Raw genomic sequence first — 21,722 nt, 5'->3', positions numbered from 1 at the left:
TGCTATTTTTTGTTTATAATAATAATGGGTGAAATTATGATTAGAATTTGTGCAATAACAAAAACAGATGAAGTATTATATGATGTTTCGCTAGAAGAAACAACGAAAGACCATATTGTATGGTATTGGCTAGATTTATATAAGCCAACGAAAGAAGAGTATACATACATTTTGCAAGATTATTTTAAGTTCCATCCCCTTGCAATTGAAGACTGTATAGAATATGTACAGAGGCCAAAAGTTGATTTTTATGATGGATATAACTTTTTAGTTCTTCATGCATTTGGTGAGGATGGATTAGAACCGCACGAAATCGATTTATTTATTAGTGATCGTTTTATTGTTTCTTTCCACTTTTCTCATAACAATGCAATCGAAAGAGTATGGAAAACACTTGGAGAAAAGAAGCGTATTAAAAATAGTCCTTTACACGTAGCTCATACAATTATCGACCAAATTGTAGATGACTATTTTGCGCCTGTATATTACATTGAGGATCATTTAAATGCAATTGATGATAATTTAACGGGTGAGACAGCGGGAAGTGTATTAGAAGAAGTATTTGATATACGTGCAGATTTATCGAAGCTAAGGCGCACAATCATTCCGATGCGTGATTTATTGTATCGTATTTTAAATTCGACTCGTTTTTACGGTATAAGTGATCATGAGATTTACTTTAAAGATATACATGACCATTTGCTTAAACTAACAGAAATGATTGAGGCAAGCCGGGAGTTAACGGCAGATATTCGAGATAGCTATTTTTCATTAAACTCACATCATATGAATAACATTATGAAAACATTAACTGTATTCTCGACTATTTTCATGCCATTAACATTTATTGCGGGAGTATACGGAATGAACTTTACGCATATGCCGGAGCTTGGTGGACAATATAGTTATTTTGTTTGTCTACTTCTAATGGCGCTAATTGGCGGTGGCATGATGGCTTGGTTTTATAAAAAAGGATGGTTTAAGTAAAAAAACACCGAGGAATTTTCCTCGGTGTTTTTACTTAACCAATAGCATGTAATACAAACATGGCTAAGAATAAGCATGTAACGATATACATAGACGGTGCGACTTCTTTACGCTTTCCAAGAGCAACTTTTAAGATAGGATAAGCAATAAATCCGAACGCAATGCCATCAGCGATACTATATGTGAGCGGGATCATGACGATAATTAAGAACGCTGGAAATCCTTCTGAAAAATCGTTCAGAGGAATTTGCTGAATGCTTGTAATCATCAGGCCGCCAATAATAATTAAGATTGGTGCAATGGCACTATCAGGAATTAGTTTCACAAACGGAAGTGCAAACAGTGATGCAAAGAATAACAACCCTGTAACGATAGACGTCAGACCTGTCTTTCCGCCTGCAGTAATACCTGCGGCACTCTCTACGGTTGATACGGTAGGGCTTGTGCCAAATAGACCACATGTCATTGCTGAAATTGCATTGGCTTGGTAAGCACGTGGGAATTTACGGTCATCTTCTAATAAACCGTGCAGTAGTCCCATGTTCTCAAAAATAAGCACCATGCTTAAGGAGAATGTTGCAATCCAAAACGGTAAGGAAGAAAGTTTGCCAAATGACATAGCTCCAAACACATCACCGTAATTAGCGAATGAGAATGAACTATTTCCGATTTGACTTGTATCAACAAGACCAAATAGCCATGCAATACCAGTTCCTATTGCAATCGTCCATAAAAAGCTTCCACGTACGTTACGAATAAATAGTACAAGTGCAACGATAAGAGTAAGTAGTGTCGCAAGAACGACAGGGTTACTTAATTTACCCATTGCAACAGCAGTATTTGGATTCGAAACGACTAAACCACCTTTTTGCAATCCGATAAATGCTAAAAATAATCCGATGCCGACAGTAATAGCTTCCTTTAATGACTTTGGAATCGATACTGAAAGCACGCGAGCGATTGGTGTAAACGCAGCAATTGCAAAAATAATACCAGAGATGAAGACAGCTGCTAATGCTTCCTGCCAAGCTAATCCGAGCGTATGCACAGCAGTGTACGTGAAGAATGCATTTACGCCCATACCAGGGACAAGAATAGCAGGTGCATTTGCCCAAAATGCCATGAGCAGACATCCGACAAATGAACTGAAAACAGTTGCTAAAATTCCAGCTTCAAGAGGAATGCCAGCATCCGATAAAATGGATGCATTTACAATCATAATATATACGATCGTGAAAAATGACGTAACTCCAGCTAAAACTTCTTGTTTTGGTGATGTTTCGTGTAAACCTAATTTAAATGTTCTTTCAAGTATTCCTTTCATGTTAAACCTTCTTTTTCATATCCCTCTCCCACCCGTGATATCTCTTTCGTAAGAGCTCACCGTCCTTTATTATATCAGAACATCATGTTTTTACAACAAGGAAAATGATAACGTTTACTTATAAAAGAAATTATTTATAAATACGTAAAAATAGCTCGTATTGTTGAAATGATTTCTAATTCTCCTGATTGAATGGGCGGAGCTGCTTGCGCATGTAAAGTAGCATAGGACGTCACTTCCCGTGGTAATTGGGCAGATTCTTCAACGAATGAGAGTGGAACTGGATTAATGTTTAAATTGTATGTACTCGCAATAGCACGAGCTTTTTCTACCGCTTGTTGCAGAGCTTGAATGAGAGCTTGCTCATAATATTTATTTGGATGAGATATTCGAAAACGTAATCCTTTTGCTAAGTTTGCTCCATTTGAAACGGCTATATCATATACTTCCCCTGCTTTTTGTACATTTAAAACGGTAATTTCATACAAATGTTCTACACGATATCCTTGTAATAATGCTTTATCATTTACATATTCGTACTGGGGCGTAATCGTATATGAAATGGTTTCTATATTTTTGTCGGCAATACCTAGTTGTTTTAGTGCATCCAATAATTGTTTTGATTGCACTGCATTTTCTTCTTGCGCTTGTTTCACATTTTTATTATCAGTTCTAATGCCAAGTGTTAATATAACAACATTGGGTTTTGCTTTGACAACGCCTTCACCTTGTACAGTAATAGTCGCTTCTTTACCAGTAGTAGCTGTGCGTACGTTGTGTAAATAAGGATTCATTCCACCTTGCATCTTCCATCACCATCCTTATTTATATGTATATGTGTGAACAAAAAAGAAATTTATATGAAAAAAGTTACATAAATGAGAATGTTGAGGGAAGAAAGCATATACAACATAGGTATTTATAGATTATAATATGTGTAAATATGATAAAAAAGGGACGAGGCTAGTGAACGAAAAAAGAGAAACACTGATTTTAGAGTTATCCGGATCATTCCGAAAGATGATACGTTTATTACAAAATGATATTAATACACGTTTTGCAGAACATATGCCATACAATGAATTTTCTGTATTACGCGCGTTATTTTTAAACAGTCCACAGATGGCTTCGCAAATTGCGAGTGAAGTAAACGTAACCTCCAGTCATATTACAGCTGTTACTGATCGTCTCGTACGAAAAGGGTTTGTAGAAAGAAAGCGTTCAAATTCAGACCGTCGTATCGTGTACCTAGAAATTACAGAACACGGAAGAGAAGTAACTGAAAAACTTGAAGCTGTGCGTAAAGAATATTATAAAGAGAGATTTAAAGGTTGGAGCGACCAAGAAATCGAAATGGTTTTAGATTTATTTGGCCGCGTATTATAATAAATGAGGATAGGAAGCGAAAGCTTTCCTATCCTTTTTCTTTTGAATAAAAACATTTTGAAACTCCAATACTTTAATTAAAAAGAATCGGAGTGAAAAATTATGAAACGTATTTGTACGCTTTTCATTATGATTGGAAGTTTTTTCTGCTTTAATCAATTCGCGGATGCCGCAACGCCTCTTCAAGTCGTTCAGAAAGAATTACAACATATTTCAAATAAGCAACCTGTTTTATATTCAAAATTATGGATTCGTTCAATGCAGAATGCTATTTTATTTCATCATAGTGATAACATTCGGCATGAAGATACGATAAGCAATGTGACAAAGTCTTCTCTTATAAAAGTAAAACAGCTTCCACTTCAGAAAGCATCGCAGTATATCCCGAGATTATCGCAATATATTTCTAAGTTTGAAGCTCAGAATGTGCAAGTGTACTATGTTGCAGCTCGTTATGAAGTGAAAAAAGAAAATCCGTATCAGTTAAATGGAATGAATTATTTTATGCAAGTGTTTATTCAACAAGGGGGGGAATGGCGAATTGCTGAAAGCATAGTTGCTCCAACAGATCAAATCGTGGCAAATGGTGACGGTTTTGGAACGAAGCAAGAAAAAGAGTATGGGAAAAGAAGAGAGAATGTGAAATAACCTCCTCATCGAGAGGAGGTTATTTCATTTGAAATTCCAAGAGACTTTCCATTTTAATATTTTAGGTAGGAAGAAATACGTAATTAAACTAGTCGCTAAAAATCCGATGTAAAAGCTGGACAATGACTGCGCGCGACTTAGCATTAAACCTCCAGCGATCCCACCAAAGAAAATCGCACAAGCTAAAACTACTTTTTGTAGTTTCGGATATAATAAGTAGTTACCATTTCGCTCATTGACTGAACGGGCATATAAATATATACCGAGTGGTAATAAAATAATGATCTGTGCGATAGGTCCAAGCAATGTTTTTGCCGGGGGAATCTTTGTAAAGTTTGGTTCGTTATGACGCACTCCATTTAAATCAGTATAAGCGTTTTGAGGATCGTAATTAAAGCTAATAGTAAACCCTTCTGCTGGACTAGAAATACGTATGTTTTCCATCAGATCATGTATAAGGCCATTGCCCTCATGAAATTCAGTGTTTGAGTGAACAGCAATGACTCCTGAGATAAGTGATGGAAGTAAAACTGGGAAGATTAATATAGCTGTAGTGAGAAATCCTTGCGATATAATATTCCCTGTAATTGTACCTACACATAAGGTAAGTGTATAAATAGCAATTAATACAATTAACATGTATATAAAGTAACTATGAAAGGGGGAGAATACTTGATATTTATTATGAAAAGTCAACTTTTTCATAATAGCAAATAGTCCCCAGTTTAAAATGACAACAGCGGCGATATTACAGATTCCAAACAACCACTTTGTTATATAGAGGTGTGAACGTTTAAATGGCATAGACCATAACAAGTCGCTAGAGTTATTTTGTCTTTCCCATCCAATTAACTTACAAGCTAGAACGATCAGTACGCTACCTAACAGCATGACAGAATCTAGAAGTGTTAAATCAAAGTGATAGTGATATATAGAGTTCCACTTTTTATTGTCATTTAGAAATTGTTGCTGTTGAATAGAAGTCATATAGTATTTATATGACAAAGTATAGAAGCTGACGAGCCAAAATAACCATACAACATATTTACTTTGTTGATACGTTCTTAGCCACAATGCTTTTTGAAACATAGGATCTCTCCTTTAAAAAACTTTATAATTTGTTAGGCGTGATAATACAACATAAGTAATGATTCCAGCGAGAAACAAACTGATATAGTAGCTAGGTAAGAAAAGAAATTGATTTATTTTATAGCCACCTAGTAATGCAAAGTAGAGGGTTGTCCCCCATATCCATATTCGTAAATGCTTTTGGAAAATAAATATCTTTTGAGTGTTTTCATTTGGTGATTTTGTATATAAATATGCGCCAAGTAGTAAGTAAAATATTGTATAAAAAATCGGGACCAATATGGATTTAGCTGAATAATATCTATAAGATGCTGGATCTCTTAAAGTGTTTGGATCGTTTTCTTTTTTACGTGATTTTGGATCATAATCGTAATAAATAGAAAAATTATATATTGGTGCAACAATATTTGTTTTATTATTTATTTCAGAAAGACTTTCATATAAGTGAGAGTTTCTATTATTTTGAGCATCTAAATGATTTATTGTAAAATTGTACAGCAGTGAAATAAATGTAAGACCCATTAGTAACCAAGGAATACAAAAAACAACTTGTGAAACAACGCTTCCAGTAAAGGCACCGATACATAATGCAGCTGTATATACTGCAACATATGAAACAATTGCATAAAGAAAGTATCGATGAAATGTCCCGAATGATTGATAATCAAAATGAATCGTTGTTCTATAAATAACGTACATAAGCCCCCAGTTTACAAGGAGAGACCCAATAATCCAAAATGAACCGAAAGCCCATTTAGATAAGAAAACATCTTTTCTTTTAAATGGCATTGTTAAAAGTAGTGCATTAGACTGGCTGCTACGTTCCCACCCTATTAATAGACAAGCAATAGAAATAATAAGGATAGTTATCCAAAAACTATTACCTGTATTTGACCAAAAAGCATAATCATAATAGAACGTTCCCTTTTCATGTAATTTATAATAATTAGCAAGTTGTTGCTGAGCTGCTTTATAGTATCCGAAAGATAGAAGATAAAGTGTATAAAAGAAGAACAGTAACACAGCATATTTCCCGCGCTTCCAATTCCACATCCATAACGCCTTATGAAACATACCCATCCTCCTCCAGTGTCGTAACGAAGACATCTTCAAGTGACATTGTTAATTCTTCAATGAGTATAGGTTGTTCTTTATAAAACTTCTCCAGTGTTGTAGCCACATTTCCCTCAATTAAGATTGTATATACTTTTCCTGTTTGATTTAATATTTTAATATTGCTTAAGTTTTCTAGTTTTTGAGGTAATGAACGTTCGTAAGCAACTTGGATTTTAGCAAATCGTGATTTTGCATCGTCTAGTGATGTAATAGACGAGATAGTATGGCCTTTTAATATAATGATTGTATCTGCAATTTGTTCCACTTCATCTAAATGGTGAGTTGAGATGAAAATGGTAATCTCTTTTTCTGCAACTTCTCCAACGAGAAACTGTAAAATCTGTCTTTTAACGATAGGATCAAGTCCGTTTGTCGGTTCATCTAAAATGATATATTCTGCTTTTGTAGAAACGGCTAAAATGATGGCAAGGAGTGCTTTCATTCCTTTTGAATAGCTACGAATTCGTTTGTTTGGTAAGTTAAAACGTTCTAACAGTTCATAGAAATATGCTTCATCAAATGCGGTATAAACTTCTTTATAAAACTTTACAATTTCTTTTACCGTATATCCGTTCAGTATGTTAGTAGAATCCGGAACATATACGATTTTTTGCTTTATTTCAGGACACTGATGAATGTTTGTATCTTCATATGTAACAGTCCCGGCATCAGGGTCTAAAATACCGACCATCGTTCGTAATAAAGTTGTTTTCCCCACACCGTTTCTTCCGAGTAATCCGATGATACTTCCTCTTTGTAATGTGAAAGAAACATCATCTAAAATTGTTTGATTATCAATTGTTTTCTTCAAGCTTGTCACTTTCAGCATCCGCATTTCCTCCAATCTCTTTGTAGTATGAATCTATCCAATCATGAATTTTATCTTTCGTAACACCAAGATAAGAGGCTTCTAATAGTAATTGATGAAATTGCTTTTCAACCATAGCGATTTTCCTTTCGTCTAATGTTGGGGTAATCGATTGGGATACAAATGTTCCTTTTCCTCGTAATGTTTCAATAATCCCTTGTCGCTCTAACTCTTGGTACGCTTTACTTACTGTGTTTGGATTTATAACGAGTAAAGAAGCGAGTTCGCGTACAGAAGGAAGTTTATCACTTGGAGCTAACATGTTCTTCAATACGAGTTCTTTTATATTTTGAACAATTTGTTCCCATATCGGAGTGTTGCTTCTTGGATCAAGTTGAATATGCAAGAGCAATGTCTCCTTTCTGGCGTGTATTAAGTGTACTACTGTGTGTAATACACTTAATACAATATAGGTGATGAATGTATTTGTCAACTGAAAATATTAGAAAAATATGGTATTAAAAAATAATAAATTGGAAAAAATAGATCTGATATAGAATGGAGGGTTAGTCATGAAGCGAGTTTTTGGAATACTTGTTTGTTTCATGTTATTGCTTTCTGGTACTTCAGTTAGTTTCGCACAATCTGAGAAGACAAAGCAGGAGAAAACAGAAGAAACAGCGCCGAAGTTAGCGGAACAAGCGTCATCAGCAATTGTAATTGAACAAGATACAGGTAAAGTTTTGTTTGACAAAAATCCAAATGAGAAGTTACCACCTGCTAGTATGACGAAGATTATGACAATGCTATTAATTATGGAACAAGTTGAAAAAGGAAAACTAAAACTGACCGATAAAGTTAGAGCAAGTGAGCATGCAGCTTCAATGGGTGGATCACAAATCTTTTTAGAGCCTGGAGAAGAGATGACTGTAAATGAAATGCTAAAAGGTATTGCAATTGCATCTGGAAATGATGCGTCTGTTGCAGTAGCGGAGCATATCGCGGGTTCAGAAGAAGGTTTTGTAAATATGATGAACAAAAAAGCGAAAGATTTAGGACTGAAAAATACTCATTTTCAAAACCCAACAGGTCTTCCGGCTAAAGACCATTATTCCACAGCAAATGATATGGCTATAATGGCAAAAGAATTGATGAAGTACCCACTTATTCGCAAATATACAGGTAAATACGAAGACTATTTACGTGAAGATACGGATAAGAAGTTTTGGCTCGTGAATACGAATAAGTTAGTACGTTTTTATCCTGGAGTAGATGGTGTGAAAACGGGCTTTACGACAGAAGCAAAATATTGTTTAACAGCATCGGCTGAAAAGAATGGGATGCGTGTTATTTCAGTTGTTATGGGAGCACCTACATCGAAAGAACGGAACAACCAAGTAACAAAGCTTCTTGACTACGCATTTGGACAATATATGACAAAAAAAATGTATACACGCGGCGAAAAAATTAAGACTGTACAAGTAGGAAAAGGGAAAAAAGAAAAAGTAGATTTAGTTGCGTCAGACAATGTGTCTCTTCTTATGAAGAAGGGCGAAAATATGGATAAAGTAAAGCAAGAAGTAATTGCTGAAAAGAAAGTGAAAGCGCCGATTAAAAAAGGTGACGCGCTTGGTACACTAGTTATTAAAAAAGATAAAGATGTTTTATTAAAACAAACAATTGTAGCAAAAGAAGATGTTGCTGCAGCGAGCTGGTGGGAGTTATTTAAAAGAAGTTTTGGGATGTTTTCAACATCAAAATAGCGGCAAACATTTTGCCGCTTTTCTATTCGTATGAAAGTAAATAATTGCTGAATCGTTTCACTTTATGGCGAAATAGTTCTTCTTTTGTCAGTAGGAAGGATTCTTATGTTGTATCACGAAAATCTTTATGTATGTAAATGAGTAAAGTTTGAGCATAAGGAGGAAATCGTGTGAGTCTTTCCATGCAATTAGAAGTAAAACGTGACGTCCTATGTGTGAGACTAGCGGGTGAATTAGATCATCATACTGCTGAAGAGTTGCGAACGAAAGTAACAGATATGATTGAGACACATGGTGTTCATCATATTGTTTTGAGCCTAGAGAACTTATCGTTTATGGATAGTTCTGGTTTAGGTGTTATATTAGGCCGATATAAGCATGTAAAGGGATTAGGTGGAGAAATGGTTGTTTGTGCAATTTCACCGCCTGTTAAACGTTTATTTGAAATGTCGGGCTTATTTAAAATTGTTCGTTTAGAAGAAAGTGAAGCGCATGCGCTCGCGACGTTGGGGGTGGCATAAATGAGAAATGAAATGAACCTTCAATTTTCAGCATTAAGTCAAAATGAATCGTTCGCTCGCGTTACAGTAGCTGCATTCATTGCGCAACTAGACCCAACGATGGAAGAACTTACGGAGATTAAAACAGTTGTGTCAGAAGCAGTTACGAATGCAATTATTCATGGGTACGAAGGAAATGCAGAAGGTGTTGTTTATATTTCTGTAATTTTGGAAGAAGCAATGGTGAAACTCACGATTCGAGATGAAGGGATTGGCATCTTTGATTTAGATGAAGCAAGGCAACCCCTGTTTACAACTAAACCTGAATTAGAGCGTTCCGGAATGGGATTTACTATCATGGAAAATTTTATGGATGAAGTAGAAGTTATTTCAAACGAATCTTTCGGGACAACAATCCATTTGACAAAATACTTATCAAATAGTAACGCTCTATGCAATTAAGGAGAATAGCCTATGGACATAGAGGTCAAAAATGAGAAGAAGAAACCTCAGTTAAAGGACCACGAGCTAAAAGCGTTAATTCAACAAAGTCAAGATGGAGATCAGCAAGCGAGAGATACAATCGTTCAAAGTAATATGCGTCTCGTATGGTCGGTTGTGCAGCGTTTTCTTAATCGAGGATACGAACCAGACGATTTATTTCAAATTGGATGTATTGGGCTCTTAAAATCGGTAGATAAATTTGATTTATCTTTCGACGTGAAATTTTCAACATATGCAGTTCCAATGATTATTGGAGAAATACAACGATTTTTACGTGATGATGGATCAGTGAAAGTAAGTAGATCTTTAAAAGAAACAGGAAATAAAATACGAAAGATGAGAGACGAGCTTTCGAAAGAATTTGGAAGAGCGCCAACAATTAATGAAGTAGCCGAAGCGTTAGAACTAACGCCAGAGGAAGTGGTTCTGGCGCAAGAAGCGAGTCGAGCTCCTTCATCCATACATGAAACGGTGTATGAAAACGATGGAGATCCAATCACTATTTTAGATCAAATTGCCGATCAATCTGAAACGAAATGGTTCGATAAAATTGCTTTAAAAGAAGCAATTAGAGAATTAGATGATCGAGAACGTTTAATTGTGTATTTACGCTACTATAAAGATCAAACCCAATCGGAAGTAGCGGAACGAATAGGCATTTCGCAAGTACAAGTTTCAAGACTTGAAAAGAAAATATTAAAACAGATGAAAGATCGAATAGATGAATAGCTATCTATTCGATTTTTTTTTGATTTTAAATAGGAGGAGATTGTAAACTTTCGTAAAAATTGACAGAATTTATTGATAATTCGGTTAATTTAAAATATAATCCAAGTATGAACTTGTCACAAAGGGGGAAGAAAATATGGAAACGAGGCAACAATGGGGAACGAGGGCTGGATTTATTTTCGCAGCGGTCGGCTCTGCCGTTGGATTAGGAAACATATGGCGTTTTCCTTATACAGCGTATGAAAATGGGGGAGGCGCATTCTTTTTACCGTACTTATTCGCATTATTAACGACTGGTATTTCATTATTGGCGTTTGAATTTGCTCTTGGGCATCGTCACCGTGGTTCCGCGCCACTTACGTTCTTCCGTATTAGTCCGCGTGCTGAATTCATCGGATGGTGGCAAATGTGTGTAACATTTATCGTTTCAACATATTATGCAGTAATTATTGCTTGGTCTATTTCATATACGTACTTTGCAATTACTGGAGCATGGGGGAAAGACACGCAATCATTTTTATTTAAAGAGTACTTACATGTTGCAGATAAGCCAGGGCAGTTTGGGGGGCTTGTGCCGGAAGTATTGATTCCATTAGCTCTCGTTTGGATTATTGTGCTTGGTGTTGCATTCAAAAGAGTTAAAAAAGGAATCGAAGTGGTTAACCGCATTTTCATTCCTTTACTAGTTGTTATGTTCCTTATTATCGTAGTTCGTGCAGTGACGATGGAAGGTGCGATGCAAGGATTAGATGCATTCTTCAAACCAGATTGGAGTCGTATTTTTGATGGGAAGGTATGGCTTGCTGCTTATGGTCAAATTTTCTTTAGCTTATCTTTAGCATTTGGAATTATGATTACGTATTCTAGTTATTTACCGAAAAACTCAGATACAACAAATAATGCCTTTATTACTGGCTTTGCAAACTCAGGATTTGAATTATTAGCAGGGATTGGGGTCTTTGCAGCGCTTGGATTTATGGCAAACAATATGGGAGTACCAGTTGATAAAGTAGCAAGTGCTGGTGTAGGACTTGCATTCGTAGTATTCCCGCAAATTATTAATGAATTACCGATGTCACCATTATTTGGCGTATTGTTTTTCTTATCATTAACGGTTGCCGGAATTACATCCCTCATTTCGCTTGCGGAAGTATGTTTTGCGGCCGTATCTGAAAAGTTCAGCTTAAGCCGCCAAAAAACAATTGGAATTATGGGAACGCTTCTCGTACTAGTGTCTCTTGTTTTTGCAACACGTGGTGGGCTTATGTTCCTAGATGTTGTTGATTATTTCGCTAATAACTTCGGGTTAATTTCAATTGCATTAGTGGAAGTAGTTACGATAGGGCTCATTCTACGCCGTTTACCAGTTTATCAAAATCACGCAAACTTCGTATCTGATATTAAGTTAGGGACGTTTTGGAGAGTGAGTTTACTCGTTATTACCCCGCTTATGTTAGGATACATGTTAATTGATGGGACAATCCAAAATATTAAAAAGAACTACGGAGATTATCCAACGGAGTTTGTCGTAACATATGGTTGGTCAATTGCAGCAGCGTTCCTTATCGTTGCACTAATCATTAGTATAAAGAAATGGAATGCACAAATACATTCAGATTCTGCTAAGCTTGAAAAAGAATGGAAAGATCGGGGTGTTTCATAATGAGCGGATCAGCGATTATGATGATGGTTATTGGTATGGTAGTCATTTGGGGAGGACTCGCATTAAGTATTGCAAATTTATTTAAGAAAAAGGCATAAACTAAAAAACATCTGTACCGAAACGGTACAGATGTTTTTTTATGAAAAAATTGTATTAGAAAAAAATTCAATAACCATACTACAACTACGAGGAAGAGTGAAGAGGTGAATGGAAATTGGAACAAACAATTTATATTAAAATGCGTAATCGATTAAAAGTTTCTCCTACGTATGAAGTGAAACTGGGTGATGTCGCTCAACTTGCCGGAGATGCTATGGTAGTTGAATTATTACAGAATGAGGTAGTTTACAAAATAACAGCGCATGATAAGACGCATGTTGTAATTGATGTTATGAAAATTATTGAGATTATTCAACAAAAAGCGGCTCATATACAAATTAATTTACTCGGTTCTGGACAAACTCTTGTTGAAATTATATATGAAAAAAAGAAAGTACATCCGATTTTCTTCGGACTTGTATGGTTGTTACTTTTTATTGGAGCGGCTCTTGCGATCATTTATTTCCATGAAGATGTAAGTATGCAACAAGTACACCAGCGGTTATATTACATGATTACGGGAGAATTTAAGGCACAGCCACTTCTATTTCAAATTCCTTATTCAGTAGGTCTTGGGTTAGGCATGGTTTTATTTTTTAATCATGTATTTCAAAAGCGAATTAATGAAGAGCCGAGTCCGTTAGAAGTGGAGATGTTCCAATACCAGCAGTCACTTGACCAATATGTAATTGTTCATGAAAACAAGGACAATATGAAACAACTTGCCGATGATTGAGTCTGGGCTTGTTATTTTAATTGGTTTAGCGGGAGGAATTGCAGTAGGTAGCGGATATGTCGCATTTTTAGCTGTACTTGGTATAATCCCCCGACTAGCTCAATTAACGAGAAGTGGAAAGCACATTCAATATTTTGAGTGGGCAGTTATTGCAGGTACGTTAACAGGAGCTTGGTGTAGTTTGAAAAACATTACATTTCAAACATCGCAATATTGGCTTGTTATACTAGGACTATTTTGTGGCACATTCATTGGAATGCTTGCAGCCGCATTAACAGAAGTGTTAAATGTTTTACCTATTTTAGCGAAACGAGTAGGGGTAGAAGGGAAAATTGTTGTTTTACTCGTTGCTCTTGTACTTGGCAAAGTAATAGGCTCATTGTTTCACTGGATTTATTTCGTAAAGTAGGAGGCAATATATAAATGACAGGGCGAAAACTAAAGGATGATTACATAAATAAAGTGAAGGAGTACCATCCAAAACCAAACTATTTCCTAAATTGTGTCAAGGCATTTCTTGTAGGTGGATTCATTTGTACTGTCGGAGAAGTATTAATGAAATTTTATATACATTATTTTCATTTCAGTGAACAAGAGGCAGGAAATCCGACAGTTGCAACGCTTGTATTACTATCGGCGATTTTAACAGGTTGTGGTGTATATGATAAAATCGGTCAATTTGCTGGAGCGGGATCGGCCGTACCTGTTACAGGATTTGCGAATTCTATGGCGAGCGCTGCGCTAGAACATAAGAGTGAAGGAATTGTGCTTGGGGTTGCTACAAATATGTTTAAGCTAGCGGGAAGTGTTATCGTTTTTGGGGTCGTTGGTGCATACGTTATTGGATTAATAAGATATACTTTTAACATTTTTATGTCTTAAAGGAGGGGCTAGTATGAGGTTGACTGGAAAACAAACGTGGGTATTTCAAAATGATATTTATGTGAATGCAACCGGTACTGCTGTTGGTCCAAAAGAAGCTGAAGGCCCTCTTGGGAAGGATTTTGATATTTCATATGATGATTTACATTGCGGAGAGGAAAACTGGGAACTTGCTGAACGAAGATTAATGTCAGATTCAATTCAACAAGTCTTGCAAAAAGGAAATGTAAAAACATCACAAATCGACTTTTTTTTAGCGGGTGATTTATTAAATCAAACAGTGACAGCAAATTATGTTGCACGTAATTGGGGGATTCCCTTTTTAGGGATGTTTAGCGCTTGTGCAACCTCGATGGAGACTTTAGCGGTTGGATCAGCCTTTATAGATGGTGGATTCGCAAATCGTGTTTTAGCGACGGTAAGTAGTCATAATGCAACGGCTGAAAGACAGTTCCGTTATCCAACAGAGTATGGGGGACAGAAACCAGGAACAGCAAATTCCACTGTTACAGGTGCGGGATCCATATTAATTAGTAAAGAAAAAAGTGCAATTAAAATTACGGCAGCTACGATTGGGAAAGTGCAAGATTTAGGGATTGCGAATCCTTTAGATATGGGGTCGGCGATGGCACCTGCTGCTGCTCATACAATTCAACAACATTTTGAAGATTTGAAGAGGAGTGCAGCAGATTATGATTTGATTGTTACCGGTGATTTATCAGCTATTGGGACACCAATCGCAAAACAACTGTTACTGGAAGAAGGTTATGATCTTGGGCATATATATAATGATTGCGGATTAATGATTTATGATTCCGGTCAAGAAGAAGTATTTGCCGGTGGTAGTGGTTGTGCTTGTTCAGCTGTTGTCACATATGGTCATTTATTAAGCGAGATGCAAAAAGGGAATTTACAACGAATTTTTGTCGTTGCTACTGGCGCGTTATTAAGTCCGATGATGATGCAGCAGAAAGAAACCATTCCAACAATTGCACATGGTGTCGTATTTGAGAGAGTGAAGGGAGAGTGAATTGTGGATTTTATATATGCATTTCTTGTAGGAGGCGCCATTTGTGTAATTGGACAGGTATTGTTAGATTTCGCAAAGTTAACACCAGCCCATTTAATGGCTACCTTTGTAGTTATAGGAGCAGTTTTAGATGGATTCGGATTGTACGATAAGCTTATAAAGTTTGCTGGTGCTGGTGCGACAGTTCCTATTACAAGTTTTGGACATTCACTATTACATGGGGCAATGCATGCGGCAGAAAAACACGGATATATTGGGATTGGTATGGGTATGTTTAGTTTAACGTCTGCAGGCATTTCTGCAGCGATATTATTTTCATTTTTTGTAGCACTTATATGTAAACCGAAAGGATAAATCAAATGAGACGAAGGGTTGTTTTGGTCACAGATGGGGATGAATATGCAAAGCGGACAATTGAGCTTTTAACGAAGGAATTTGGGGGAAGGTGTATTTCAGCATCACAAAGTAATCCAACCAAATTGACAGGGAAGAAAGTTGTTGAGCTTATTATGCAAACGCCATATGACCCTGTATTTGTCATGTTTGATGACAGTGGATTTATTGGAGAAGGATCTGGTGAAAAGGCTTTAAAATATGTAGCCACACATAAACAAATTGATGTACTGGGGATTTTGGCAGTAGCGTCTAACACACATCATTGGGAATGGGCACGTGTAGATGTCAGTGTAGATCGGAACGGGAATTTAACCGAATACGGTGTTGATAAATTTGGACTTCCAGATGGTGAAATTGGCAGAATTAGCGGAGATACAATTTATTGTTTAGATGATCTGAATGTTCCTGTCATTGTGGGAGTTGGTGATATTGGTAAGATGTGTGGAAACGATGAATGGGAGAGAGGATCACCTATTACTAGAAAAGCGATTCAATTAATTTTGGAAAGGAGTGGTTTTTATGACGAAACCTAAAAAAGTGGAAATCCCTATTTCATCTTTCATAAGTGATAATGAAAATTACTTAAAGCAAACAGCTGGACTGGGTGTTACATACGACGTTGGCATTCGTAAATTTCAAATTTTGAATAAAGAAATTGGTGTGTTATTTGTAAATGGACTTTGTGATACAAATTATATTATCCCTATTTTAGAAGAAGCGGTGGATACAAATGAGATAAGGGATGTAGAAGAAGATACAGTGAAGCTTTTAGAGAATCGTTTAATCCATCAACAAGTAAGCAAAGTGAAAACGATGGATGAGGTAATGCTTCAAGTATTATCGGGACTCATCGTTATATTTGTGGAAGGTGAAACGGAAGCGTTCGCAATAGATGTTCGTAGTTATCCGGGCCGGACGCCGACAGAACCAGATACAGAAAAGGTAGTACGTGGTGCAAGGGACGGATTTGTTGAAAATATCGTTGTAAATACAGCGTTAATTCGTAGAAGGATACGTGACCCACGTCTTCGAAATGAAATGATTCGAGTAGGAGATAGATCACAAACGGATGTTTGTATTACATATGTACAAGATGTTGCAAATCCGGATTTAGTTAAAATTATAAAACAAGAATTAAATAACATTGAAGTAGACGGGATTACGATGGCGGATAAAACGATAGAGGAATTTGTAGTTAAACAAGGCTATAATCCCTTCCCGCTTATTCGATATACAGAAAGACCAGATGTAGCAGCAAATCATCTATTAGAAGGACATGTGTTAGTACTCGTTGACACATCGCCAAGTGCTATGATTACACCGACAACATATTTTCATCATTTACAGCATGCAGAAGAGTTTAGGCAAAATCCAGCTGTAGGTACATTTTTACGTTGGGTACGTTTTTTAGGTGTTATATTTTCACTGTTCTTATTGCCATTTTGGTTAGTGTTTGTTTTTGATCCAACTCTTTTACCGGAAAGTCTTGCTTTCATTGGACCGAACAAGATGACGCATTTACCAATTTTATTACAAATTTTGATGGCCGAAATCGGACTCGAATTTTTAAGGATGGCTGCCATTCATACACCGACATCATTGTCGTCTGCAGCAGGATTAATTTCTGCCATATTAATTGGTCAAATTGCCATTGATGTAGGTTTGTTTGTACCAGAAGTAATTTTATACGTAGCAGTTTCTATGATTGGAGCATATGCAACACCGAGTTATGAATTAGGGCTTGGGAATAAAGTCGGAAAGCTATTTGTCATTATTTTGACAGGTATATTTCATGAAATGGGATTTGTAGTTGGAATGACGATATTGATTTTATTTTTAACGTCTATAAAAAGTTTACAAACACCGTATTTATGGCCGTTTTTACCATTTGATTGGGGAGCGTTAACAAAAATTCTACTCCGTCCAACGATGTCTAGTTTAAAAGTGCGCCCAAGTATTGTAAAACCTCAAAATGTAAGAAGGCAAAAATAAGCAGGATTAATCTCCTGCTTATTTTTTATCGAAAATTTATTGTTTTTTAACAAAAATCAAACATTTTTTGTGTACACTTAGAGTAGATATTGTGTATGGAAGGGGAAGAGGACATGATTAAATTATTTGTAAGTGATTTAGATGATACGCTCGTTTACAATGTGAATCATATGCAAAAAGAAGATGAACGTGCACTTTGTTGGTTAGCTGAAAAAGGGACAAATATTTGTTTTGCCTCTGGCCGCTTTACTCATCGAATTGATGAAGTCGTAAATAGGTTTGCATTCCCGTATTACACAACTAGTTTAAATGGAGCAACGATGTTACTGCCGGATGGAAAAATATTTCATGAATCAAGTTTTGAAGATGGGATTGCCCAGGAAATATATCGATATATCCATAAAAAGAGACTAGCAGATATTGTTTGTGCAAATGAGCAACGGTATACAAAAAGAAAGAATGAACATCATCATACTTTTGAAACGTATATGGGCGTGCATATTGCTGAAATAGAAGCATTAGAAGAGGAATTTGGTAAGACTGTACATCCTGCGAAATTGTTTGTTTTTGGGGAAGAAGAGACAATTGCAGCATTAGATCAAGAGTTACGAGATACATTTCAGAGCGAAGCGGAAGTTTTTATGTCGGGTAAACGCTATGTTGACATTATGCCAAGGGGAGTAAGTAAAGGGAGTGCTTTAAGGCGACTAATGGAACATTTACAAATTGAAGCAAATGAAATTGCATGCATTGGCGATTCTTTCAATGATATTTCTATGTTTGAAGTAACTCCGCATTCATTTACTCTACATCATGCTCATCCATATGTGAAGGAGAAGGCAAATCATATTGTTCGTTCGGTCGAAGAAGCTGTTATGAAATTGCCATTACTTGTATAAAAAAAGAAGCTCGTCACTGACGAGCTTCTTTTTACTTGAATAACGATTTAACAAAATCAATGATACTTGAGAAAAAATCTTTAACTTTATCTAGGAAACCTTGCCCTTCTTCAGATCCTAAAAAGGCAGAAACGTGTTCTTTTGCTTTATTTAACTGACTGCCAACTTGATTCCAATCGATATTAAGATTTTTCATTTTATCAAATAGCGCAACTAAGTTATCTAACTGTTCATCCGTTAATGTAATGCCAAGTTGATCCGCAATTTTTTGAATTAATGAACGTAAATCTTCAGTCGTTTTTGGCTGTTCTTTGGCAATTTCTTCTTTAATTTTTGCAACAAGTTGAACTGCTTTTTCTTCACCAATTTTATCGCCGAGCTGGGCTGTTTGCACCATTTCTTCATTGGCTACTTTTTTTACTTCCTCAGGAATTGCTTTGTTCGATGTTGTTTCATAGGCTTTCATTAAACCGGTTAAAGCAGCAGTTCCTGAAACTTTAAATGGTGCAGTAATTTGAATTTCTGCATCTTTCACACCTGCTGTAATAAGTGCGTTTGTGTACATTGCATCTGTTATCGAATTAATGTTTTTTGAACGTACAATGAGACCAGACCCTGGTTTTGTGTATGTAATCATAGAAGAGGAAATTGCTCTCGTACCAATTTGCGCTTTTGGAACAATCCCTTCTAGAAATTTATGTTCTTCCGCATTAGACACAGTAATGATTGTAGCATCCTTTGGTGCTTTCATTTCTTTTAACAGATCTTGTTTTTGTTGTTCAGACAAGTTTTCTCCTAGTGTAACAATTGATTCTCCTTCGATGATGTCTGCAAACGAAGCTGTTGGCATCATAAATACCGTTACAGCCAATAGCAGAGCTAGTAATTTCGTTTTCACGAAAAATCGCTCCCTTTCTCTTTCTAAAATTTTCGGGCAACACAGTTATTATAGTATATATTTCTTATTTGTCACCTAGCTTTTTCCACATTTCGAAAAAGAAGTATCTAGATTGTCGGATTCTTTTTGTTTCTAGTCATGAATGTGGTAATATAGTGCTGAGATAGTTGAAAGGAGACATATACGTATGAAAACTTTAGGATACATATTAATGGAAAATGGTGAAAAAATCGATTTAGAATTTTTCCCAGAAGAGGCACCAAAAACAGTAGAAAACTTTAAAAAATTAGCAGAGCAAGGATTTTATGATGGTGTGACATTCCACCGCGTTATTCCTGGCTTCGTAAGTCAAGGTGGAGATCCAACAGGAACAGGTGCAGGTGGCCCAGGTTACTCTATCCCATGTGAAACTGATGGAAATCCTCATAGACATCTTGTAGGTTCACTTTCTATGGCTCATGCTGGCCGTAATACAGGCGGTAGCCAATTCTTTGTTGTTCATGAGCCACAACCGCATTTAGATGGTGTACATACTGTATTCGGTAAAGCAACAAGCGGTATTGAAACAGTATTAAACATGCGTCAAGGCGATGTAATGAAAGAAGTTAAAGTTTGGGAAGAATAAGTTAATGGGAAAAGAGAGCTATGGCTCTCTTTTTTGTTTTTTTAATAGGAATGGGTATTTCGTTTGCAGTACATGATACAAGTAGTACTATATTGAAGCGAAAATATGGCGCCTATAAGAACAAAATTTTAACAAATTACATAGAATACATTAAATTACATGTTTCAAGAAATATTTTTATTACATTAATTTTGCTAGAATTCATTTGCGCTCAGGTGATGAATATTGAAGTGGTAATGAGCGGTGGATGTTTCTTTTTGCTTTCATATAACAGCGTTTCTTCTTTAATCTACTTAGAAAAAATAGTACTGAAACATATATTTGACTTTCTTCTTTTCGCTTTGTATGATTATCAAGTTGTTTTAGGCCCTTCTCACTCTGTTGAAAATATTGTAAAATGAATGTGATATGAAAAGAGTGGTTGAGGGGATTAATAGTTTGTAACTTTTGTAAGAAGGGATAAGGGTTATGTTAATTCGTTTTAAAAAAAGTTATGAAAAGATTGCAATGGGGCTTCTTTCATTTATGCCAACTGAAAAAGATGTAAAAACATTACAATTGACTATGAAAGATTATGAAGCAAAGGATGATTGGCAATTGTATTTGTGGAAACAAAACGAAGATTTTGTTGGGATAATGGGGATTGTAAAAAAAGAGAATCAAGTGTTGGAAATTCAGCATTTGAGTGTGAACCCGTCTCACCGTCATATGGGTATTGGGACGAAGATGGTTCAAGAGTTAAAGAGTAAATTTCTTGAGTTTACAATTTGCGGAAATGAGCAAACAGCAAGTTTTTGCAAAAAGTGTAAAGGGCTAGAACAAAATATACATTCGTGAAAGCAGAGATAAGTAGTTTATTATCTCTGCTTTCTTTTTTGTAATTGTTCGTTTCGTTCAGCGATGACCTCTGTTCGATCACGTAATGTGTGCTTATGTATTATATATTCATTAGAAGTAGCATTCACGTCTTTCCAAGGAAGGTTTTGTTTCTGACATAATTCCATGCAGTGCTTTTCTAATGCTGTATCCGATAATGGTAAAAATAACGGTGTAAAACTCTCTTCTTTCTGTATAGATTGCAATCTATCCTGGAGTAAGCATAGAAGTTGTGTCTGATTTATTCCTAAACGTAGTAAAGGTGCACTGTTTATTTCTAAAATCTTTATGGCGCTTTTCATCATTTTCTCTGCGCCATTCCAGTTAGAGCGTCTTTGATGGTATAAAGAAACTGCAATTTGAATAAGACCGACTAAATAATTATCACGATTTTCTCTCGGTTTTGTTTTCCAATATTCTTCCAGTATCTCGTGGCATTCAAAATAATCATAATCTCCGTGAAAATGAATTAAAAATTGGATGTATTCGGTAGGATACATTTTCTTCACCCCTGTTTAACGGTTATAAATACAAGTTTATCATAGAAATATAAACAATAAACGACTAGGGAATTTTCCCTAGCCGTTATTGTTCATATTAGCAGAAGCAAGCTGCCCCTACAATAATTAGTAAAATAAACAATACAACAAGTAATGCGAACCCACCGCTAAAACCGCAATCAACGTGACCCATAGTTTTTTGACCTCCTACATTGTTCTTACTACACTGTTATCATATGAAGCGGTGGGCATGATGACATAGGCATAGGTCT

General features: G+C 36.0%; 29 protein-coding genes. 20 read left to right on the top strand and 9 right to left on the bottom strand.

All coding sequences use genetic code 11. The annotated features are described in order from the left end of the window. Positions 1 to 24: 24 nt before the first annotated feature. On the top strand, positions 25 to 987 hold the full coding sequence (gene corA / locus MKX31_RS18385; RefSeq protein ID WP_340981387.1) for a magnesium/cobalt transporter CorA: 963 nt from the start codon (positions 25 to 27) through the stop codon (positions 985 to 987). A 34-nt stretch (positions 988 to 1,021) separates the two neighbouring features. Here the strand turns inward: corA and MKX31_RS18380 are convergent, their stop codons facing one another. Then, entirely contained in the window at positions 1,022 to 2,311 is a 1,290-nt protein-coding gene (locus tag MKX31_RS18380; protein ID WP_064474888.1) for an NCS2 family permease, read from the bottom strand. A 134-nt stretch (positions 2,312 to 2,445) separates the two neighbouring features. After that, positions 2,446 to 3,117: an SIMPL domain-containing protein gene (locus MKX31_RS18375; RefSeq protein ID WP_088047214.1), complete on the bottom strand. Its 672-nt coding sequence runs from the start codon at positions 3,115 to 3,117 to the stop codon at positions 2,446 to 2,448. Positions 3,118 to 3,277: 160 nt separating this feature from the next. Between MKX31_RS18375 and MKX31_RS18370 the strand changes: the two genes are divergently transcribed. Beyond that, on the top strand, positions 3,278 to 3,697 hold the full coding sequence (locus MKX31_RS18370; protein WP_001003312.1) for a MarR family winged helix-turn-helix transcriptional regulator: 420 nt from the start codon (positions 3,278 to 3,280) through the stop codon (positions 3,695 to 3,697). A 102-nt stretch (positions 3,698 to 3,799) separates the two neighbouring features. Continuing rightward, positions 3,800 to 4,345, top strand: coding sequence for a hypothetical protein (locus MKX31_RS18365; protein WP_340981386.1), 546 nt, complete (start codon positions 3,800 to 3,802; stop codon positions 4,343 to 4,345). Between the two features lie 24 nt (positions 4,346 to 4,369). On the opposite strand, the gene MKX31_RS18360 is transcribed toward MKX31_RS18365, so the two are convergent. The 4 genes from MKX31_RS18360 to MKX31_RS18345 are packed head-to-tail and all read right to left on the bottom strand — an operon-like array spanning position 4,370 to position 7,764. Continuing rightward, on the bottom strand, positions 4,370 to 5,434 hold the full coding sequence (locus tag MKX31_RS18360) for an ABC transporter permease subunit (RefSeq protein ID WP_088047215.1): 1,065 nt from the start codon (positions 5,432 to 5,434) through the stop codon (positions 4,370 to 4,372). A gap of 12 nt (positions 5,435 to 5,446) precedes the next feature. Then, on the bottom strand, positions 5,447 to 6,508 hold the full coding sequence (locus MKX31_RS18355; RefSeq protein WP_088047216.1) for an ABC transporter permease subunit: 1,062 nt from the start codon (positions 6,506 to 6,508) through the stop codon (positions 5,447 to 5,449). Continuing rightward, entirely contained in the window at positions 6,498 to 7,379 is an 882-nt protein-coding gene (locus MKX31_RS18350; protein ID WP_258126476.1) for an ABC transporter ATP-binding protein, read from the bottom strand. Before MKX31_RS18350 ends, MKX31_RS18355 begins: the two co-directional genes overlap by 11 nt. Continuing rightward, the gene (locus MKX31_RS18345) at positions 7,345 to 7,764 is read right to left on the bottom strand and encodes a GntR family transcriptional regulator (protein ID WP_000548033.1); all 420 of its coding nucleotides are present in this window, start codon (positions 7,762 to 7,764) and stop codon (positions 7,345 to 7,347) included. The genes MKX31_RS18350 and MKX31_RS18345 overlap by 35 nt, the downstream gene beginning before the upstream one ends. Before the next feature lie 166 nt (positions 7,765 to 7,930). Between MKX31_RS18345 and dacF the strand changes: the two genes are divergently transcribed. The 14 genes from dacF to MKX31_RS18275 all read left to right on the top strand — a co-directional run bounded on the left by dacF (position 7,931) and on the right by MKX31_RS18275 (position 18,551). Next, positions 7,931 to 9,121, top strand: a complete 1,191-nt coding sequence (gene dacF, locus MKX31_RS18340) for a serine-type D-Ala-D-Ala carboxypeptidase DacF (RefSeq protein ID WP_064474894.1) — start codon at positions 7,931 to 7,933, stop codon at positions 9,119 to 9,121. Positions 9,122 to 9,291: 170 nt separating this feature from the next. After that, positions 9,292 to 9,642 carry an anti-sigma F factor antagonist gene (gene spoIIAA / locus MKX31_RS18335; protein WP_000059133.1) on the top strand — a complete coding sequence of 117 codons (351 nt, stop codon included), beginning with the start codon at positions 9,292 to 9,294 and terminating at the stop codon, positions 9,640 to 9,642. After that, positions 9,643 to 10,083 carry an anti-sigma F factor gene (spoIIAB, locus tag MKX31_RS18330; protein WP_001243399.1) on the top strand — a complete coding sequence of 147 codons (441 nt, stop codon included), beginning with the start codon at positions 9,643 to 9,645 and terminating at the stop codon, positions 10,081 to 10,083. It abuts the gene before it with no gap. 12 nt (positions 10,084 to 10,095) lie between these two features. Beyond that, complete coding sequence (gene sigF, locus MKX31_RS18325; protein ID WP_000350733.1) at positions 10,096 to 10,854, top strand: RNA polymerase sporulation sigma factor SigF; 759 nt, start codon at positions 10,096 to 10,098, stop codon at positions 10,852 to 10,854. 136 nt (positions 10,855 to 10,990) lie between these two features. Then, positions 10,991 to 12,517 carry a sodium-dependent transporter gene (locus tag MKX31_RS18320; protein WP_340981385.1) on the top strand — a complete coding sequence of 509 codons (1,527 nt, stop codon included), beginning with the start codon at positions 10,991 to 10,993 and terminating at the stop codon, positions 12,515 to 12,517. Further along, positions 12,517 to 12,615, top strand: coding sequence for a methionine/alanine import family NSS transporter small subunit (locus MKX31_RS18315; RefSeq protein WP_000016829.1), 99 nt, complete (start codon positions 12,517 to 12,519; stop codon positions 12,613 to 12,615). Before MKX31_RS18320 ends, MKX31_RS18315 begins: the two co-directional genes overlap by 1 nt. A 116-nt stretch (positions 12,616 to 12,731) precedes the next feature. After that, positions 12,732 to 13,352, top strand: coding sequence for a stage V sporulation protein SpoVAA (spoVAA, locus tag MKX31_RS18310; RefSeq protein WP_064474895.1), 621 nt, complete (start codon positions 12,732 to 12,734; stop codon positions 13,350 to 13,352). Then, positions 13,345 to 13,761, top strand: coding sequence for a stage V sporulation protein SpoVAB (gene spoVAB, locus MKX31_RS18305; RefSeq protein ID WP_000572950.1), 417 nt, complete (start codon positions 13,345 to 13,347; stop codon positions 13,759 to 13,761). The genes spoVAA and spoVAB overlap by 8 nt, the downstream gene beginning before the upstream one ends. 14 nt (positions 13,762 to 13,775) lie before the next feature. Next, the gene (gene spoVAC, locus MKX31_RS18300) at positions 13,776 to 14,234 is read left to right on the top strand and encodes a stage V sporulation protein AC (protein WP_000147730.1); all 459 of its coding nucleotides are present in this window, start codon (positions 13,776 to 13,778) and stop codon (positions 14,232 to 14,234) included. Positions 14,235 to 14,247: 13 nt separating this feature from the next. Continuing rightward, positions 14,248 to 15,264 (top strand): stage V sporulation protein AD, encoded by a 1,017-nt coding sequence (spoVAD, locus tag MKX31_RS18295; RefSeq protein ID WP_064474896.1) that lies wholly within the window; start codon positions 14,248 to 14,250, stop codon positions 15,262 to 15,264. A gap of 3 nt (positions 15,265 to 15,267) precedes the next feature. Next, positions 15,268 to 15,618: a stage V sporulation protein AE gene (spoVAE, locus tag MKX31_RS18290; RefSeq protein WP_000345909.1), complete on the top strand. Its 351-nt coding sequence runs from the start codon at positions 15,268 to 15,270 to the stop codon at positions 15,616 to 15,618. Between the two features lie 5 nt (positions 15,619 to 15,623). After that, on the top strand, positions 15,624 to 16,193 hold the full coding sequence (locus MKX31_RS18285) for a stage V sporulation protein AE (RefSeq protein WP_001254417.1): 570 nt from the start codon (positions 15,624 to 15,626) through the stop codon (positions 16,191 to 16,193). Further along, positions 16,180 to 17,652 carry a spore germination protein SpoVAF gene (spoVAF, locus tag MKX31_RS18280; protein ID WP_048562394.1) on the top strand — a complete coding sequence of 491 codons (1,473 nt, stop codon included), beginning with the start codon at positions 16,180 to 16,182 and terminating at the stop codon, positions 17,650 to 17,652. The genes MKX31_RS18285 and spoVAF overlap by 14 nt, the downstream gene beginning before the upstream one ends. A gap of 95 nt (positions 17,653 to 17,747) precedes the next feature. Continuing rightward, complete coding sequence (locus MKX31_RS18275; protein ID WP_064474897.1) at positions 17,748 to 18,551, top strand: Cof-type HAD-IIB family hydrolase; 804 nt, start codon at positions 17,748 to 17,750, stop codon at positions 18,549 to 18,551. 31 nt (positions 18,552 to 18,582) lie between these two features. Here MKX31_RS18275 and MKX31_RS18270 read toward each other — a convergent pair whose 3' ends face one another. Further along, positions 18,583 to 19,449: a DUF1002 domain-containing protein gene (locus MKX31_RS18270; RefSeq protein WP_000850512.1), complete on the bottom strand. Its 867-nt coding sequence runs from the start codon at positions 19,447 to 19,449 to the stop codon at positions 18,583 to 18,585. Between the two features lie 187 nt (positions 19,450 to 19,636). Between MKX31_RS18270 and MKX31_RS18265 the strand changes: the two genes are divergently transcribed. From MKX31_RS18265 to ribT, 3 genes are all read left to right on the top strand, one after another. Then, a complete protein-coding gene (locus tag MKX31_RS18265; protein ID WP_000853785.1) occupies positions 19,637 to 20,074 on the top strand; it encodes a peptidylprolyl isomerase in 438 nt (145 codons plus the stop codon). Positions 20,075 to 20,292: 218 nt separating this feature from the next. Further along, a complete protein-coding gene (locus MKX31_RS18260; RefSeq protein WP_064475086.1) occupies positions 20,293 to 20,475 on the top strand; it encodes a hypothetical protein in 183 nt (60 codons plus the stop codon). 67 nt (positions 20,476 to 20,542) lie between these two features. Then, complete coding sequence (gene ribT / locus MKX31_RS18255) at positions 20,543 to 20,911, top strand: GNAT family N-acetyltransferase RibT (protein ID WP_000908397.1); 369 nt, start codon at positions 20,543 to 20,545, stop codon at positions 20,909 to 20,911. 20 nt (positions 20,912 to 20,931) lie between these two features. Here the strand turns inward: ribT and MKX31_RS18250 are convergent, their stop codons facing one another. Both MKX31_RS18250 and MKX31_RS18245 read right to left on the bottom strand, forming a co-directional pair. Then, positions 20,932 to 21,450 (bottom strand): DUF309 domain-containing protein, encoded by a 519-nt coding sequence (locus MKX31_RS18250; protein WP_000283580.1) that lies wholly within the window; start codon positions 21,448 to 21,450, stop codon positions 20,932 to 20,934. 97 nt (positions 21,451 to 21,547) lie between these two features. Next, entirely contained in the window at positions 21,548 to 21,643 is a 96-nt protein-coding gene (locus MKX31_RS18245) for a YjcZ family sporulation protein (protein WP_000510194.1), read from the bottom strand. Positions 21,644 to 21,722 lie beyond the last annotated feature (79 nt).

This window comes from Bacillus sp. FSL M8-0063 (assembly GCF_038005545.1).
Classification (GTDB): domain Bacteria; phylum Bacillota; class Bacilli; order Bacillales; family Bacillaceae_G; genus Bacillus_A; species Bacillus_A wiedmannii.
This window is presented reverse-complemented; position numbering and strand designations above follow the sequence as displayed.

What these genes read in the sequence shown, in the direction of transcription:
- MKX31_RS18250 (WP_000283580.1), bottom strand. Translation starts at nt 21,450, where the DNA reads ATGTATCCTACCGAATACATCCAATTTTTAATTCATTTTCACGGAGAT.
- MKX31_RS18275 (WP_064474897.1), top strand. Translation starts at nt 17,748, where the DNA reads ATGGAAGGGGAAGAGGACATGATTAAATTATTTGTAAGTGATTTAGAT.
- MKX31_RS18350 (WP_258126476.1), bottom strand. Translation starts at nt 7,379, where the DNA reads ATGCTGAAAGTGACAAGCTTGAAGAAAACAATTGATAATCAAACAATT.
- ribT (WP_000908397.1), top strand. Translation starts at nt 20,543, where the DNA reads ATGTTAATTCGTTTTAAAAAAAGTTATGAAAAGATTGCAATGGGGCTT.
- MKX31_RS18375 (WP_088047214.1), bottom strand. Translation starts at nt 3,117, where the DNA reads ATGCAAGGTGGAATGAATCCTTATTTACACAACGTACGCACAGCTACT.
- MKX31_RS18285 (WP_001254417.1), top strand. Translation starts at nt 15,624, where the DNA reads ATGAGACGAAGGGTTGTTTTGGTCACAGATGGGGATGAATATGCAAAG.
- spoIIAB (WP_001243399.1), top strand. Translation starts at nt 9,643, where the DNA reads ATGAGAAATGAAATGAACCTTCAATTTTCAGCATTAAGTCAAAATGAA.
- MKX31_RS18355 (WP_088047216.1), bottom strand. Translation starts at nt 6,508, where the DNA reads ATGTTTCATAAGGCGTTATGGATGTGGAATTGGAAGCGCGGGAAATAT.
- MKX31_RS18245 (WP_000510194.1), bottom strand. Translation starts at nt 21,643, where the DNA reads ATGGGTCACGTTGATTGCGGTTTTAGCGGTGGGTTCGCATTACTTGTT.
- corA (WP_340981387.1), top strand. Translation starts at nt 25, where the DNA reads ATGGGTGAAATTATGATTAGAATTTGTGCAATAACAAAAACAGATGAA.
- MKX31_RS18380 (WP_064474888.1), bottom strand. Translation starts at nt 2,311, where the DNA reads ATGAAAGGAATACTTGAAAGAACATTTAAATTAGGTTTACACGAAACA.
- MKX31_RS18315 (WP_000016829.1), top strand. Translation starts at nt 12,517, where the DNA reads ATGAGCGGATCAGCGATTATGATGATGGTTATTGGTATGGTAGTCATT.
- dacF (WP_064474894.1), top strand. Translation starts at nt 7,931, where the DNA reads ATGAAGCGAGTTTTTGGAATACTTGTTTGTTTCATGTTATTGCTTTCT.
- MKX31_RS18265 (WP_000853785.1), top strand. Translation starts at nt 19,637, where the DNA reads ATGAAAACTTTAGGATACATATTAATGGAAAATGGTGAAAAAATCGAT.
- MKX31_RS18320 (WP_340981385.1), top strand. Translation starts at nt 10,991, where the DNA reads ATGGAAACGAGGCAACAATGGGGAACGAGGGCTGGATTTATTTTCGCA.
- spoVAD (WP_064474896.1), top strand. Translation starts at nt 14,248, where the DNA reads ATGAGGTTGACTGGAAAACAAACGTGGGTATTTCAAAATGATATTTAT.
- spoVAC (WP_000147730.1), top strand. Translation starts at nt 13,776, where the DNA reads ATGACAGGGCGAAAACTAAAGGATGATTACATAAATAAAGTGAAGGAG.
- MKX31_RS18260 (WP_064475086.1), top strand. Translation starts at nt 20,293, where the DNA reads ATGAATATTGAAGTGGTAATGAGCGGTGGATGTTTCTTTTTGCTTTCA.
- MKX31_RS18365 (WP_340981386.1), top strand. Translation starts at nt 3,800, where the DNA reads ATGAAACGTATTTGTACGCTTTTCATTATGATTGGAAGTTTTTTCTGC.
- spoVAB (WP_000572950.1), top strand. Translation starts at nt 13,345, where the DNA reads ATGATTGAGTCTGGGCTTGTTATTTTAATTGGTTTAGCGGGAGGAATT.
- sigF (WP_000350733.1), top strand. Translation starts at nt 10,096, where the DNA reads ATGGACATAGAGGTCAAAAATGAGAAGAAGAAACCTCAGTTAAAGGAC.
- spoVAF (WP_048562394.1), top strand. Translation starts at nt 16,180, where the DNA reads ATGACGAAACCTAAAAAAGTGGAAATCCCTATTTCATCTTTCATAAGT.
- MKX31_RS18360 (WP_088047215.1), bottom strand. Translation starts at nt 5,434, where the DNA reads ATGTTTCAAAAAGCATTGTGGCTAAGAACGTATCAACAAAGTAAATAT.